The sequence below is a fragment of the Phyllobacterium sp. T2-21 genome (assembly GCF_055378485.1).
The window spans coordinates 633,187-647,982 of the sequence record NZ_AP027912.1; the positions used below are offsets into that span (position 1 = coordinate 633,187).

A 14,796-nucleotide genomic window follows, 5' to 3' on the forward strand; every position below is an offset into this window, starting at 1 on the left:
TAAGGAGCTCGTCCGGCAGAGACAAGGCGCCTCCGCGCATTAGGGGTAGTCAAGGCCCGCTGTTCCGGCTAGGACTTGGCGAACCAGAGGCCAAGAACTGCAATTGAATCAATCCTGGAGTTTTCATGTCGAGTTATGACGTGCTTTGCATCGGCAATGCCATTGTCGATATCATCGCCCGCACGGATGACGATTTCATCGTCAAGAACGGTATCATCAAGAATGCGATGAACCTGATCGATGCCGACCGCGCGGAATTTCTGTATGAGCGCATGGGACCGGCCATCGAAGCTTCTGGCGGAAGTGCCGGCAATACCGCGGCCGGCGTTGCCAGCCTTGGCGGCCGCGCCGCCTATTTCGGCAAGGTTGCCGATGATCCGCTCGGTCACATCTTTACCCATGATATCCGCGCGCAGGGCGTCGCCTTCGATACGCGCGTGTTGAAAGCGCCGCCGCCCACGGCCCGCTCGATGATTTTCGTTACGCCCGATGGCGAGCGCTCGATGAACACCTATCTCGGCGCCTGCGTCGAGCTTGGACCGGAAGACGTGGAAAGCTCCAAGGTATCGGAAGCCAAGGTCACCTATTTCGAAGGTTATCTCTGGGACCCGCCCCGCGCCAAGGAAGCCATCCGCCTGTCGGCGAAAATTGCGCATGAGCACAAGCGCGAAGTGTCGATGACCCTGTCGGATCCGTTTTGTGTGGATCGCTATCGCGAGGAATTCCTTGAGCTGATGCGTTCCGGCACGGTTGATATTGTTTTCGCCAACGAGGCGGAACTGAAGTCGCTGTACCAGACCGACGATTTCGAGAAGGGGCTTGATGCCATCCGCAAGGATTGCAAGCTTGCCGCCATCACCCGCTCGGAAAAGGGCTCGGTGGTTGTCTCGAAAGACGAAACCGTTGCCGTTCCGGCGATCGAGATCGCCGAGCTTGTCGATACGACGGGTGCGGGTGATCTCTATGCGTCGGGCTTCCTGTTCGGCTACACCAATGGCCGCTCGTTGACCGATTGTGCGCGGCTCGGCTCGTTGACCGCCGGGCTCGTGATCCAGCAGATCGGCCCGCGTCCGGCGCAAAATCTGAAAGTGGCTGCCCAGCAGGCCGGGTTACTCTGATCGAACGATGCCGTCACGCTTGAGCTCTTCAGGCGTGCGGCCCACCTTGTGGTAGTTCGGCAGGGTCCAGCCGAAGTAAAGCGCGCCGCCGCGAACCGCAAAGGCGGTCAGCGCGGCGAACAGGGCGGAAACCTCCGGCGCCGCCGAAAGCCCCAGCAGCAGCGTGTAGGCGACCGAGCCGGCAAGCGCCGCGGTGACGTAGATTTCGCGCCGCATCAGCACCGACGGTTCCGCGGAAACGATATCGCGCAGCACGCCGCCGAATGTGGCCGTCAAAATGCCTGTCACAACGGCAATGGTCGGGCTGAAGCCGAGCGCCAGCGCCTTCGCCGCGCCCATGACGCTGTAGGCCGAAAGCCCCAGCGCATCGAGCCACAGCAGAAGCCGGTAGCGTGATTCCAGGAGATTGGCGGAGAAATAGACGATGATTGCCGCCGCGGCACAGACGAGGATATAGCCAGGCTCCCGGACCCAGAAGACGGGGACACCGAGGATGAGGTCGCGCAGGGTGCCGCCGCCGATGCCCGTTACCGCAGCCAGAAACACGAAAGCGATGATATCGAGCTGGCGGCGCGAGGCGGCGAGGCCGCCTGTCGCGGCGAAAACGAAAACGCCCGCATAGTTGAATATCTGGATCGATGTCATCGGCTGTTCCCCTCCATGCAAAAGGTAGAACATGACCAATACGGAGCGTAAACAGCTAAATTGAAAAGGCCAGACCCCGTCGCCGGAATCTGGCCTTTGTCGTTGAGATGACGCTATGGTTATGCGTCTTTTTCCGCCTGCGGGTTGATCGGACCCGGCTCTGCCTGGCCTTCGCCCGCAGCCTGCTTCGGGCCGCCCTTGGAAACGCCGACGAGTGCCGGGCGCAGCATGCGGTCGCCGATGACGAAACCGGCCTGCGCCACCTGCAGCACCGTGTTGTGCGGCACGTCGGCGTTGGGAATTTCGTACATGGCCTGATGGAAATTCGGGTCGAAACGCTGGCCCTGCGGTTCGATCTTCTTGACGCCGTGGCGTTCCAGCGCCGACATCATCGAGCGCTCGGTCATTTCCACACCTTCGGCCAGTGCCTTGAAACCTGCGTCGCCATTGGCGAGGGCATCGGCCGGAATGGCTTCGAGCGCGCGCTTCAGATTGTCGGAAACTGAAAGCATGTCGCGGGCGAAATTGGCGACCGAATAGGAACGCGCATCGTGAACATCACGGGCGGTGCGCTTGCGCAGGTTTTCCATATCGGCGGCCAGACGCAGCAGCTGATCGCGCAGATCGCCGTTTTCGCCGCGCAATGCATCCAGTTCGACGCTGTTGGCTGCTTCCGCCTGCTCTTCCTCTTCCTGCGCCATGGCATATTCCTCTGCCTTGCGCGATTTCAGAAAATCATCGGCGGCGCGCTTCAGCGCATCACGGTCGCGCGGATTCTTCAGATCGCGCTGATCGAGATCGGGTGCGTCATGATGTTTCTTTTCTTCAGTCATCTATCCTGTCCGTTCATAAATCGAATGTGCGCTGGATATCGAGGTTTAGGCCATGAAAATCAAGTGCAAATGCCCGAAGCGGAGGAAGTTCGCGTGGCGGCACAGCGCCAGTGCAGTATCCTTCGCTCTATCGCAACAGTCGTGAGACCAGCTGCGCCGTATAGTCCACCATCGGAACAATGCGCGCATAGTTCAGCCGGGTGGGGCCGATAACGCCGAGAGCGCCGATGACCCGCTGTTCCGAGTCGCGATAGGGCGCGATGACCAGAGATGAGCCGGAAAGTGAAAACAGCTTGTTCTCGGAGCCGATGAAAATGCGCACGCCCGATCCCGCTTCGGCCAGATCGAGCAGTTGAATCGTGCCTTCCTTGGTCTCGAGATCATCGAACAGATGGCGCAGCCGGTCGAGATCCGCCTCGGCGTTGATGGAATCCAGAAGGTTCCCGCGCCCACGCACGATGAGCCGCGGCGGTTGGCCGCCACCCGTACCGCCCCAGACTGCAAGTCCCTGCTCGACCAGGTGTTGCGACAGGACATCGAGCGCCTGCTGGGTTTCGTCCTTCAAGCGGGCAATTTCCACGCGCGCTTCGGTGATGGTGCGGCCCTGAATATGCGCATTGAGGAAATTCGATGCTTCGATCAATTGCGATGGCGTCACGCCGGGCGGCAGGTCGATCACCCGGTTTTCAATGTCGCCGCTCTGGGTTACCAGCACCGCCAGCGCCTTGGTGGGTTCCAGCCGTACAAACTCGATGTGCTTGAGTGCGCCTTCCGCTTTGGTTGCAAGCACAAGTCCGGCGCCGCGCGACATGCCCGACAGGATCTGGCTGGCCTGCGTCAGCATGTTCTCGCTCGACTGGGCGTCGCCGCCCGCCCGCACCTGCGCCTCGATGGAATTGCGCTCGTCGGAGGAAAGGTCGCCCACCTCCATGAAGGCATCAACAAAGAACCGCAGGCCCAATTGTGTCGGCAGCCGTCCCGCCGACACGTGCGGCGCATAGACAAGGCCGAGATGCTCAAGATCGCTCATGACATTGCGGATGGTCGCCGGGGAAAGCGTCACGGGCAGGATACGCGACAGGTTGCGCGATCCCACCGGTTCGCCGTCGCCGAGATAGCTCTCGACGATGCGCCGGAAAATATCCCGTGACCGCTGGTCGAGGGATTGCAATGGTTCGGGAGTAACTGCCTTGTTCATTCTGTGCGACGCCCTTGTTCTCTGCCAGGGAATATAGGCGTTGTCGGTCCAATCATCAAAGCTTTTGCTTCATGGTTCCATTTAAGCGTCCGTTGCTCTAAAAGGCCGGACAACCATATTTTTCAAGAGGTCATTCCATGCGTCCTTCCAAACGAGCCCCAGACGAAATGCGCGCCATTTCCTTCGAGCGCGGCGTTTCCAAACATGCTGAAGGCTCGTGCCTGGTCAAGTTTGGCGATACACACGTGCTGTGCACCGCCAGCCTTGAGGAAAAGGTGCCGGGCTGGATGCGCAATACCGGCAAGGGCTGGGTAACGGCGGAATACGGCATGCTGCCGCGTTCGACCGGCGATCGCATGCGCCGCGAGGCTTCATCCGGCAAGCAGGGCGGCCGCACCCTGGAAATCCAGCGGCTCATTGCCCGCTCGCTGCGTGCCGTCGTGGACCTGCAGGCGCTGGGCGAAGTGCAGATCACCGTGGACTGCGATGTCATTCAGGCGGATGGCGGCACCCGGACGGCAGCCATCACCGGCGGCTGGGTTGCCTTGCACGAATGCCTGCGCTGGATGGAAACACGCCAGATGCTCAAGGTCGAAAAGGTATTGAAGGACCATGTTGCGGCGATTTCCTGCGGCATCTCCGATGGCACGCCCGTGATTGATCTCGATTATGCCGAGGATTCAACGGCACAGACCGATGCCAACTTCGTCATGACCGGCAAAGGTGGTATCGTGGAAGTGCAGGGAACGGCGGAAGGCGAGCCTTTCTCGCAGGACGAGCTGCTGGCCTTGATGGGGCTTGCCCGCAACGGCATCACCCGGCTGGTTTCCCTGCAGAAAATGGCGGTCTCGTAAACGGAAAACACCATGCAGCCATCGGGTATTCTGGAAACAGCACTCTATGTGACCGATATCGACGTGGCTGCACGGTTCTATGCCGATATACTCGGACTGGACGTCATCCTGCGGGCGGGCAATGAATCGGTGTTTTTCCGCTGCGGCGCCGGTGTCCTGATCCTGTTCGATGCGGAAAAGCTGAGGGAAAGGCCCAAGGGCGGTCTTCCCATCCCGGCCCATGGTGCCAAGGGGCCGGGCCATGTCTGTTTTCGCGCAACACGGGATGAAATTTCCGGCTGGAAGTCCCATCTTGAGGCCAATGGCATTGCCATCGAAAGTGAATTTGATTGGCCCAATGGCGCCCGCTCCCTGTATTTCCGCGATCCGTCCGGAAACTCGATTGAATTTGCCGAACCGGCTTTATGGAACCTGACATGAGAACACTCGAAAAAGGCAAACTGCTCGTTGCCAGTCACAATAAGGGCAAGATCCAGGAAATGATCGATCTGCTCGGCCCCTTCGGTTTCGAAGTGGTGTCGGCGGGCGACCTCGGTCTGCCGGAACCGGATGAAACCGGCACCACATTCGAAGAGAACGCCTACATCAAGGCTTTCGCGGCGGCCAAGGCGACCGGCCTTGTCGCGCTGTCCGATGATTCCGGCCTTTGTGTCGATGCGCTGGATGGCGACCCAGGCGTTTACACCGCCAACTGGGCGGAACTGCCGGATGGCAAGCGGGATTTCGCCCATGGGATGCAAAAGGTTGAAACCGCGCTGCAGGAACGGGGCATCACTGACGCCAGGGATCGCGGTGGCCGCTTCGTTTCCGTGATCTGCCTCGCCTGGCCCGACGGTGAAGCCAATTACTATCGTGGCGAAGTGGAAGGCGAGATCGTCTGGCCGCCGCGCGGCACTGCCGGTTTCGGTTTTGATCCGGTGTTCAAGCCGCAAGGCCATGATGCGACCTTCGGGGAAATGACCGCCGAGCAGAAACATGGCTGGAAGCCCGGCGAAGCCGATGCCCTGTCGCATCGTGCACGGGCTTTCCAGCATTTTGCCCGCGATTGTCTGGGGGCCTGATGACCCCATTGCTGCGTGGCCAGGAGAATGAAGGGGGCTTTGGCGTTTACGTCCACTGGCCCTTCTGCATGGCCAAGTGCCCCTATTGTGATTTCAATTCGCATGTCCGTCACCAGCCGGTGGACCAGCCGCGGTTTACCGCGGCCTTCGCCCGCGAAATGGCGACCATGCGCGAGCGCACCGGTCCGCGCACGATTTCCAGTATCTTTCTCGGCGGCGGCACGCCATCCCTGATGGAGCCGGAAACTGTCGGGTCGGTGCTCAATGAGATCGCCAGGAACTGGTCCGTGCCTGACACCATCGAGATCACGCTGGAAGCCAATCCGACCAGTGTCGAGGCCAATCGCTTCCGCGGCTACCGGGCGGCAGGCGTCAATCGAGTCTCGCTGGGTGTGCAGGCATTGAACGATCCTGACCTGCGGCGGCTCGGGCGCATGCACAATGTCGATGAAGCCCTGGTGGCAATCGGTCTGGCGCGCGATATTTTTCCGCGCCTGTCCTTCGATCTGATCTATGCCCGGCCCGACCAGACCATCGAAGCATGGCGGGAAGAGCTCAACCGCGCCATCTCTTACGCCGCCGATCACCTGTCGCTCTATCAATTGACGATTGAGGAAGGCACGGCCTTCTACCAGTTGTGGAAAGCCGGCAAACTGATAACGCCCGATGGCGATCACGCGGCGGCGCTTTATGCGGAAACGCAGGATGTGACAGCACGGCGCGGCTTGCCGGCCTATGAGATTTCCAACCACGCGGCACCCGGTGCCGAATCCCAGCACAATCTCGTCTACTGGCGTTACGGCGAGTATGTTGGCGTCGGACCCGGCGCCCATGGCCGCTTTATCGAGAACGGCAAGCGTGCGGTGACGATCACCGAACGTCACCCGGAAACCTGGGTCAGCAAGGTCGAGAACGATGGCCATGGCGTTGTCGAGGAAGAGTTGCTGAGCGGGGAACAGGAGGGCGATGAATTCCTGCTGATGGGCCTGCGGCTCGTCGAAGGCATCGATCTCGCTCGTTACGAACGTCTGACCGGCCACGGCGTCAAGGAAAAGCGCGTGATTTCCTTGGCCGAACAGGGGCTGATCGAATATATCGGCAACAGCCGCATCCGCACGACGCCCGAAGGCGCCATCGTTCTGAATGCGGTCATTGCCGATCTGGCAGCGTGAGGGTGCGACGTGTCTGACGGGGAAGCCAGGGAACGGGACTACCAGATCGGCAACACGGCGTTTCGTGCCCGGCCGCTTGAGCCGGCGCTTTACATCGTCGCCACACCCATCGGCAATCTTGGCGATATGACGCTGCGCGGCATCGAAACGCTCGCGGCAGCCGATGTGATCGCCTGCGAGGATACCCGAGTCAGCCGTGTTCTTCTGGACAGATACGGCATTTCCCGCCGCCCCTATGCCTATCATGAACACAATGCCGGGGAAGCCGGTCCCAAACTGATCGAAGCCCTGCTTGCCGGGAAAAGTGTGGCACTGGTCTCCGACGCAGGAACCCCGCTGGTCTCCGACCCGGGCGGGCGCCTCGTGCCGGAAGCCAAGGCAGCCGGTATCCGTGTGGTGCCGATTCCCGGTGCATCCTCTGTTCTGGCGGCGCTGACGGCCTCGGGTCTGTTTACCGACAGCTTTTACTTCGCCGGATTTCTGTCGTCGAAACAGGGGCAGCGCCGGTCAAAACTTGAATCGCTGAAGACGCTGGATGCCGCGCTGGTGTTTTTTGAATCGCCCAATCGTGCCGCCGCCACGCTAATGGACATGGTCGAGGTGTTCGGCCCGAAACGGCAGGCATCGCTGTGCCGCGAACTGACCAAGACCTACGAGACCGTGGTTACCCTGCCGCTGGCGGAACTGGCGGCGGAATTCGATGGCGAGGACCGCATCCGCGGCGAGGTCGTTCTTGTTGTCGGGCCGCCCGAGGGCGATCAGAACATTGCCCGTACCGACGATGATGTCGATGCATTGCTGCGTGCGCTTGTCCTTGAAATGTCGCCGGCCAAAGCGGCGGGCGAAGCATCGCGTATGACGGGCCGGCCGAAGGGGGAACTCTACCAGCGGTTGCTTGCAATGAAATGACAGGCGCGGGCAAGCGACACACGGCCTACAGGCGCGGTCACTTCGCCGAGTATTTCGCTGCTGTTGCCCTGATGCTGAAAGGTTTTCGCATTGTCGAGCGGCGCTACCGGACCAGACTTGGCGAGATCGACCTCATTGCGCGGCGCGGCGATCTTGTCCTCATCGTTGAAGTGAAAGCCCGCCGGACACTTGAACAGGCGATGGATGCGGTGACCTGGACAGCCATGAAGCGCATCGAATCGGCGGCCGATCTGTGGCTCGCCCGTCAACCCGACTACGCGAACCTGTCATTGCGGTATGATCTCGTGGCGATTGTGCCATGGCGCTGGCCGGTTCATGTCCCGGCTCTCTTCACGGTCTAGCTCTCCTCCTTGTCATACCGCATGAGATCGCCAGGCTGGCAGTCGAGATAGTAGCAGATGCGCTCCAGGGTCTCGAAACGGATACCTTTCACCTTGCCCTGTTTCAGCAGGGACAGGTTGGCTTCCGTTATCCCGACATGTTCCGCCAGATCCTTGGATTTCACGTTGCGCTCGGCCAGCATGACATTGAGCCTGACTTTGATGGGCATGGGCTTATCCTCAGATGAATTGGGCATTTTCATCGGCGATCGCGATGGCTTCCCGCATCACCCAGGCAATGACGATGATGGTTCCGGCAAACAGCAATCCGAGCCACATGTCCGAACTGATACCGATGGACAGTGTGCGTAGTCCGACCGGGTTGGTCCAGCTCAGGATGAGCGAGAGGGCTGCATAGGCGAAGGGCTGGAGGAGTGTCGATACAAAGACCGCCATTGCGAAAGTGCGCAGGCTGCCGACGGTTTCAGCCGTGAAAAACTGCTGTTTGGCAAAGCCGTTGAAGCACCGTTGGGCCTGCCTTAATCCCCAGATCAACGCGGCCAGTGGCAGCATCGAGACGAGAAAAGCAAGAAGACGGGTCGGGAAACCAAGATTTTCCACCCCGGTAACCGGTAGCTTGGCCGCTGTCAGGATATCGGCCGGCGGCGTCGCAAACCAGTAGTAGAGCGTTCCTGCGGTCAAGATTACCGATGTGGCGAGATACAGACCCGACATGATTTTACTGAGACGCCGGATGCGCTCCGCGCGGTGAGCCGGCATGTGTCCAGTCGTAGGCATATCAAGCGAAGAAAGATTGCTCATGGGGCACCTCTGTGAGTTTTCTTCCAGAATAATAGCAAGAAATTATCGTTTTACAATAATAAATTTTCGAGATACGAATTTCGAACCAACACAGGAGATTTTGGTATGGCCCTTCTTGGAACGGCCAGCGCATTTTTCATGTCCATAGCTTTCACCCTTGGATTGGCAACCGCCTCAATGGCGGCAGCGTCCACCGCCAAGGGGCAGATTTCGGTCACGCAGGTCATGGCGATGCTCGACCAGGCATCGTCCAATCCCACTGCGAGCCAGGTTCTGACCGCCTATCTCGCCGGTGTGGGAGAGACCGCGGCTATCATCATTGACTTTGCGGCAAAAACGGATGGCTCGCCGCTTGCAGCGTGCGGAACCCGCATCGCTCTCGATGACAAGGCGGTGCGGCGCACGCTGGAGGCGCAGCCAAAGGGCCGGTGGCAGCAGATGGCAGCCACACCGCTGATCGTGCGTGATATGATCAAGCGTGCGGGGTGCGCGCTCGCCGACTGAAGCGGCAGGCACCACGATGGTTGCCGGCAATCGGGTTTCGGCTCTATTCTACCGGATAAGGCCGAAGCAGACGGGGTGTCCGATATCCCCGGTCTCGCGCCCCAACCGAAGGAGAGTTGATCATGTCCATGCATCTCTCGCCGCATGACCTGCACAGGAAGGCGTGGGAGGGGCAGGCGAAGGGCATCGTCATCCTTCTGTTGCTGCTCATGCTGCCCGCCTGGTCATTGTCGTTCTGGCAGGGCTGGCTTTTCTGGCTGGTTTTCAGCGCCAGCACGAGTTTCATTTCCTATTACTTTCTCAAACACGATCCCGCCCTTGTCGCAAGCCGGTTGAGGGCCGGGGCGGGCGCCGAGCACGAACCGGCGCAGAAGCGCATCCAGACCGTAGCGGCCATGGTCGGCCTCCTGACCTACGTCATGCCGGGGATCGAGCGTCATTTTACCGGGCTGCCCTTGCCCGTCTGGGTGGTCATGCTTGGCAATGCCGCTTTTCTCGCCGGGGCCTGGATTGTCTTTCTTGCATTCCGGGAAAACAGCCATGCTTCCAGCATTATCGAGGTCAAATCGGGGCAGCGGGTCATCGCAACCGGACCCTATGGCGTTGTACGGCATCCCATGTATTCCGGCTGCGTGCTGGCCTTCATTGCGTCATCCCTCGCGCTCGGGTCGCTGTGGTCTCTGCCCTTTGCCATCGCGCTCAGCCTGGTGATCGTTGCCCGTCTGCTCGATGAGGAAAAATATCTCAAGGCGAATTTGCCGGGTTACACCGCCTATTGCCAGCAGGTGCGTTACCGTCTCATTCCGACGCTGTGGTGATGGCCCTTTGCACGACATGCAGAAAGGGCTTGCATTTCCACGTTAACACGATAAAAGTAGTCGTGTATTGGGCCGGTATTCCTTGAACCGGCGCCGTTTGCTGTTGCCTGTCCCGTCTTGCCGTTCCCGGCAAAGGCTGGGCAGCATTTTCTTGCAATGCATGGAAAGGGAATCCGCTTGTTCCGGGATTTTCAGAAATTCTATGCTCCGCTGTTCGATTCGGCGCACTTCTGTTCCTTATAAAGAGCGGTCCGATCAACGATAATCCCAGCATTCACCGGGATTGTCTTGCTCATGTCTATCCATGCCAATCAGCTTTCTGTCTTTCCTGCCTTCTTCCGCGTGCGGAATGAAGTGGTTGTGGTTGTTGGCGAAGGTGAAGAAGCACTGAACAAGGCCCGGCTTCTGGCGCAGACGAATGCGTTGATCCGCATTGTTGCGGCCCATCCGGAACACGAGCTGGCCGCGTTCATCCGCGCGGGCCGTCACCAGCATGTCGCGGAAGATTTTTCCCCAAAGCACCTTTCGGGCGCAAAACTGGCCTTTGTTGCCACGGGCGATGAAGCGCAGGACAATGCCATTGCCGCCGAAGCGCGCCGCCAGCATGTCCCGGTCAATGTGGTCGACCGTCCGGAACTCTGCGATTTCTTCACCCCCGCCATCGTCAACCGTGCGCCGATTGCCATTGCCATTGGTTCGGAAGGCACAGGGCCCGTGCTCAGCCAGATCATTCGCGCCCGTATCGATGCGGCGTTCTCGCCGCGCCTGGGCGATCTTGCCCGTCTCGCCAATGCCTATCGTCCGGCTGTCGAAAAGCTGGTGAAGAAAGGCCTGCCGCGCCGTCTGTTCTGGCGCTCGTTCTTCTCGGGCGATGTGGCCGGCAAGGTCTACAACAATGATCTCGACGGTGCCCGCCAGGCCGCCGGGCTGCTCCTCGACAATCAGGACGAGCCGAAAGGTTATGTCTGGCTGGTCGGCGCAGGCCCCGGCGCCGAGGATCTGCTGACCCTGCGCGCGCACCGCGTTCTCATGGAAGCCGATGTCATCGTCTATGACGCACTGGTGCCTGAGGCTGTCGTCTCCATGGGCCGCCGCGATGCAGCCCGGCTTTCCGTCGGCAAGCGCAAGGGATGCCATTCGAAAAGCCAGAGCGAAATCAACGAACTGCTGGTTTCGCTCGGCCGTGAAGGCAAGCGCGTCGTGCGCCTCAAATCCGGCGATCCGCTGGTCTATGGCCGCGCCGGCGAGGAAATGGCGGCGCTGCGGTCCGCCGGTATCCCTTTTGAGATCGTTCCCGGCATCACATCCGCCTTTGCCGCGGCGGCCGATATGCAATTGCCTCTGACCCTGCGTGGTGTCGCATCCTCCCTTGTGTTCACCACGGGTCATGACATGGCAGGCGAAGTGCTGCCCGATTGGGCGCGCCTCGCCATCTCGGGCGCAACCATCGCGGTTTATATGGGCCGCAGCGTGGCAGCCTCCGTCGCCGAGCGGCTGATGAGCGCCGGCCTGCATGCCGATACCGGTGTGGCCGTGATCGAAAATGCCGGACGTGCGGATCGCCGCATGTTCCATGGCACGCTGCAGGATTTGCCGGCGTTGGAACAGCGCCCGGACCTTGACGGTCCCGTCATGGTGGTCATCGGCGATGCCGTGGCCGGTGCTGCGATCGACAAGGCCGAGCCGCTGGCTATCCGCAGCCCAACCTCTCCGGTGGCTGCGCGCCACCTCCAATCCAATGCCGCTTGATTGCGAAGGATGATGATCATGAGTGTTAAAGTTCTCACTGCAAACCGTCTGACCGATGGCGAAGCCGTATGGCTTGGCGCCAATGGCGAATGGCTCGATCACATTGACGGTGCCCTCGTGGCCCGCCACGCGGAAGCGGCGGCGGCGCTGGAGGAAGCGGGCAAGGCGGCGATTAAGTCCAATCTTGTCATCGACGTCAATGTCATCGATGTGGAAGAGCGCGGCGAGCATCTTTATCCGGTCCGCCTGCGCGAGCGCATTCGCCAGCTCGGCCCCACCGTCCGTCTCGACCTTGGCAAGCAGGCGGAAAAGCCTGCGGCAAACGCTGCTTAACTGATAATCGAAGGCCCGCAGAATGTATCGTTACGATGAGTTTGATCACGCGTTTGTTTCCGCCCGCGTTGAACAGTTCAAGGATCAGGTCGAGCGCCGTTTGGCTGGCGAACTGACCGAGGACCAGTTCCGCCCGCTGCGGCTGATGAACGGCGTCTATCTGCAACTGCATGCCTATATGCTGCGCGTTGCCATCCCCTACGGCACATTGTCGTCGCGCCAGATGCGCAAGCTTGCCCACATCGCCCGCACCTATGACCGCGGCTACGGCCACTTCACCACGCGCCAGAACCTCCAGTACAATTGGCCCGCGCTCAAGGACATGCCGAAGGTTCTCGACGAACTTGCGGAAGTCGAGATGCATGCGCTGCAGACGTCGGGCAACTGCATCCGCAACGTGACCGCCGATCACTTTGCCGGCGCTGCCGCCGACGAGGTTGCAGACCCGCGCCCCTACGCGGAAATCCTGCGCCAGTGGTCGTCGATGCATCCGGAATTCTCCTACCTGCCGCGCAAGTTCAAGATCGCCGTTACCGGCGCCGACCGGGACCGCGCTGCGATCCAGGTGCATGATATCGGCCTGCACCTGAAAAAGAACGAAGCGGGCGAGATCGGTTTTGCCGTCTATGTCGGCGGCGGTCAGGGCCGCACGCCGATGGTTGCCAAGAAGATCCGCGACTTCCTGCCCGTTGAGGATCTGCTGACCTATACGACCGCGATCATGCGCGTTTACAATCTCAACGGCCGCCGTGACAACAAATACAAGGCGCGCATCAAGATTCTCGTGCATGAAACCGGGACGGAAGAGCTGACCCGCCAGGTGGAAACCGAATGGCTGGCGCTGAAGAACAGCGACCTGAAGCTGCCGCAGACGGATGTCGATGCCATCGACAGTTACTTCCGTCCGCCGCATCTGCCGCAGCGGCCGGAAGGCTGGTCGGCACTGGCCGGTGCCCGCAAGGCGGATCATGCCTTTGCCGCCTGGGTTGACCAGAACGTGACACCGCACAAGAACCCGGATTACGGCGTCGTGACCATTTCCCTGAAGCCGATCGGCGGCATTCCGGGCGATGCCACCGATGCCCAGATGGATTTGGTTGCCGATATTGCCGAACAGTTCTCCCAGGACGAAATCCGCGTCAGCCATGAGCAGAATCTCATTCTGCCGCATGTGGCGATTGCCGATCTGCGCATCGTTTACGATCTGCTGCTGACCGACAGTCTCGCCACGGCCAATGCCGGGCTGATCACCGACATCATCTCCTGCCCGGGTCTGGATTATTGCGCGCTGGCGACAGCCCGCTCGATCCCGGTTGCCCAGCGCATATCGGAACGCTTTGCCGATCCGGCGCGTCAGGCCGATATCGGTGAACTCAAGCTGAAGATATCGGGCTGCATCAATGCCTGCGGGCATCACCATGTCGGTCATATCGGCATTCTCGGCGTCGAGAAGAAGGGCGAGGAACTCTACCAGATTTCCCTCGGCGGCTCCGGCGACGAGGTTTGCACCATCGGCGATATCACTGGGCGCGGCTTCTCCTCCGAAGAAATCGTCGACGCGATCGAGACCATCGTCGACCGCTATCTTGAAGTCCGGACGGACAAGGAAGAAACCTTCCTTGCGGCTTACCGGCGTCTGGGCGCTGCTCCCTTCAAGGAGGCGCTCTATAGCGAGGCTGCCAATGCTGCTTGAAACCAACGAGATCACCGTGGCGGACGAAGCGCGGGCGCTTGAAGCCCGCTATGGCAATCTCGACCCGGCGCAGATCATCGAACTGGCGATCGGCCAGCTCTTCAAACAGGACATCGCCGTGGTTTCCTCGTTCGGGGCGGAATCCTCGGTGCTTCTGCACCTGATCGCGCAGGTGGATCGCGCCCTGCCGGTGCTGTTTCTCGAGACCGGCAAGCATTTTCCGGCAACGCTGCGCTACCGCGACCAGCTCGTGCACGAGCTCGGCCTGACCGACGTGCAGGACATTCATCCGCTCAAGCAGAGCCTGAAAGACGAGGATCCTTTCGGGGCGCTGTCCATGACCAACAAGGACCGCTGCTGCTATATCCGCAAGGTCGAGCCGATGGCCCGCGCTGTCGCGCCGTATCGCGCCTGGATGACCGGACGCAAGCAGTTCCAGGCCTCGACGCGCACGGCATTGCCGGTGTTCGAGTCCGTCGGCGCGCGCGTACGCATCAATCCGCTGGCGCGCTGGACGTCTGCCGACCTGAAGGCCTATATGGCCGCCAACCAATTGCCGCCGCACCCGCTCATCGCTGAAGGCTACCGGTCCATCGGCTGCATGCCCTGCACGTCGCCGGTGAAGGAAGGCGAAGATGACCGTGCCGGTCGCTGGGCAGGCACCGACAAAACCGAATGCGGTATCCACCTGACTGGCCTCACCGACCAGCTGAGCAATATTTCCCTGACGGATTCGAACCTATGAC

The 14,796-nt window shown here is 60.5% G+C and carries 18 protein-coding genes; 13 read left to right on the top strand and 5 right to left on the bottom strand.

The genetic code is table 11. From position 1 onward, the window contains the following. Positions 1-125 precede the first annotated feature (125 nt). The gene (locus ACZ5FP_RS03195) at positions 126-1,118 is read left to right on the top strand and encodes an adenosine kinase (protein WP_346306149.1); all 993 of its coding nucleotides are present in this window, start codon (positions 126-128) and stop codon (positions 1,116-1,118) included. On the opposite strand, the gene ACZ5FP_RS03200 is transcribed toward ACZ5FP_RS03195, so the two are convergent. The 3 genes from ACZ5FP_RS03200 to hrcA all read right to left on the bottom strand — a co-directional run bounded on the left by ACZ5FP_RS03200 (position 1,110) and on the right by hrcA (position 3,794). Continuing rightward, on the bottom strand, positions 1,110-1,763 hold the full coding sequence (locus ACZ5FP_RS03200; protein WP_464662098.1) for a trimeric intracellular cation channel family protein: 654 nt from the start codon (positions 1,761-1,763) through the stop codon (positions 1,110-1,112). The genes ACZ5FP_RS03195 and ACZ5FP_RS03200 overlap by 9 nt on opposite strands. Before the next feature lie 119 nt (positions 1,764-1,882). Next, positions 1,883-2,596, bottom strand: a complete 714-nt coding sequence (gene grpE / locus ACZ5FP_RS03205; RefSeq protein WP_223614050.1) for a nucleotide exchange factor GrpE — start codon at positions 2,594-2,596, stop codon at positions 1,883-1,885. A 127-nt stretch (positions 2,597-2,723) separates the two neighbouring features. Next, positions 2,724-3,794 carry a heat-inducible transcriptional repressor HrcA gene (gene hrcA, locus ACZ5FP_RS03210; RefSeq protein ID WP_403179521.1) on the bottom strand — a complete coding sequence of 357 codons (1,071 nt, stop codon included), beginning with the start codon at positions 3,792-3,794 and terminating at the stop codon, positions 2,724-2,726. A 137-nt stretch (positions 3,795-3,931) separates the two neighbouring features. On the opposite strand from hrcA, the gene rph reads away from it, so the two are divergent. The 6 genes from rph to ACZ5FP_RS03240 are packed head-to-tail and all read left to right on the top strand — an operon-like array spanning position 3,932 to position 8,152. Beyond that, complete coding sequence (rph, locus tag ACZ5FP_RS03215) at positions 3,932-4,648, top strand: ribonuclease PH (protein WP_223614052.1); 717 nt, start codon at positions 3,932-3,934, stop codon at positions 4,646-4,648. Between the two features lie 12 nt (positions 4,649-4,660). Beyond that, positions 4,661-5,068 carry a VOC family protein gene (locus ACZ5FP_RS03220; RefSeq protein ID WP_223614053.1) on the top strand — a complete coding sequence of 136 codons (408 nt, stop codon included), beginning with the start codon at positions 4,661-4,663 and terminating at the stop codon, positions 5,066-5,068. After that, on the top strand, positions 5,065-5,709 hold the full coding sequence (gene rdgB, locus ACZ5FP_RS03225) for an RdgB/HAM1 family non-canonical purine NTP pyrophosphatase (protein WP_223614054.1): 645 nt from the start codon (positions 5,065-5,067) through the stop codon (positions 5,707-5,709). Before ACZ5FP_RS03220 ends, rdgB begins: the two co-directional genes overlap by 4 nt. Next, positions 5,709-6,881, top strand: a complete 1,173-nt coding sequence (hemW, locus tag ACZ5FP_RS03230) for a radical SAM family heme chaperone HemW (protein ID WP_464662101.1) — start codon at positions 5,709-5,711, stop codon at positions 6,879-6,881. Before rdgB ends, hemW begins: the two co-directional genes overlap by 1 nt. A gap of 9 nt (positions 6,882-6,890) precedes the next feature. Next, complete coding sequence (gene rsmI, locus ACZ5FP_RS03235; RefSeq protein WP_346306154.1) at positions 6,891-7,790, top strand: 16S rRNA (cytidine(1402)-2'-O)-methyltransferase; 900 nt, start codon at positions 6,891-6,893, stop codon at positions 7,788-7,790. After that, positions 7,787-8,152, top strand: a complete 366-nt coding sequence (locus ACZ5FP_RS03240; protein WP_464662103.1) for a YraN family protein — start codon at positions 7,787-7,789, stop codon at positions 8,150-8,152. Before rsmI ends, ACZ5FP_RS03240 begins: the two co-directional genes overlap by 4 nt. Here ACZ5FP_RS03240 and ACZ5FP_RS03245 read toward each other — a convergent pair. After that, positions 8,149-8,361, bottom strand: coding sequence for a helix-turn-helix domain-containing protein (locus tag ACZ5FP_RS03245; RefSeq protein ID WP_464662105.1), 213 nt, complete (start codon positions 8,359-8,361; stop codon positions 8,149-8,151). The two genes, ACZ5FP_RS03240 and ACZ5FP_RS03245, sit on opposite strands and share 4 nt — an antisense overlap. Positions 8,362-8,371: 10 nt before the next feature. Next, entirely contained in the window at positions 8,372-8,953 is a 582-nt protein-coding gene (locus tag ACZ5FP_RS03250) for a DUF2975 domain-containing protein (protein WP_464662106.1), read from the bottom strand. A 105-nt stretch (positions 8,954-9,058) separates the two neighbouring features. On the opposite strand from ACZ5FP_RS03250, the gene ACZ5FP_RS03255 reads away from it, so the two are divergent. The 6 genes from ACZ5FP_RS03255 (at position 9,059) to ACZ5FP_RS03280 (ending at position 14,795) form a co-directional block, all read left to right on the top strand. Continuing rightward, entirely contained in the window at positions 9,059-9,457 is a 399-nt protein-coding gene (locus ACZ5FP_RS03255; RefSeq protein WP_464662108.1) for a chlorophyllide reductase, read from the top strand. 122 nt (positions 9,458-9,579) lie between these two features. Further along, positions 9,580-10,275 carry a methyltransferase family protein gene (locus tag ACZ5FP_RS03260; RefSeq protein WP_464662109.1) on the top strand — a complete coding sequence of 232 codons (696 nt, stop codon included), beginning with the start codon at positions 9,580-9,582 and terminating at the stop codon, positions 10,273-10,275. Between the two features lie 294 nt (positions 10,276-10,569). Further along, positions 10,570-12,024: a siroheme synthase CysG gene (gene cysG, locus ACZ5FP_RS03265; protein ID WP_464662111.1), complete on the top strand. Its 1,455-nt coding sequence runs from the start codon at positions 10,570-10,572 to the stop codon at positions 12,022-12,024. Between the two features lie 18 nt (positions 12,025-12,042). Further along, positions 12,043-12,357, top strand: coding sequence for a DUF2849 domain-containing protein (locus ACZ5FP_RS03270; protein ID WP_223614062.1), 315 nt, complete (start codon positions 12,043-12,045; stop codon positions 12,355-12,357). Positions 12,358-12,379: 22 nt separating this feature from the next. Next, complete coding sequence (locus ACZ5FP_RS03275) at positions 12,380-14,050, top strand: nitrite/sulfite reductase (protein ID WP_464662113.1); 1,671 nt, start codon at positions 12,380-12,382, stop codon at positions 14,048-14,050. After that, positions 14,043-14,795 (top strand): phosphoadenylyl-sulfate reductase, encoded by a 753-nt coding sequence (locus ACZ5FP_RS03280; protein ID WP_464663155.1) that lies wholly within the window; start codon positions 14,043-14,045, stop codon positions 14,793-14,795. Before ACZ5FP_RS03275 ends, ACZ5FP_RS03280 begins: the two co-directional genes overlap by 8 nt. Position 14,796 lies beyond the last annotated feature (1 nt).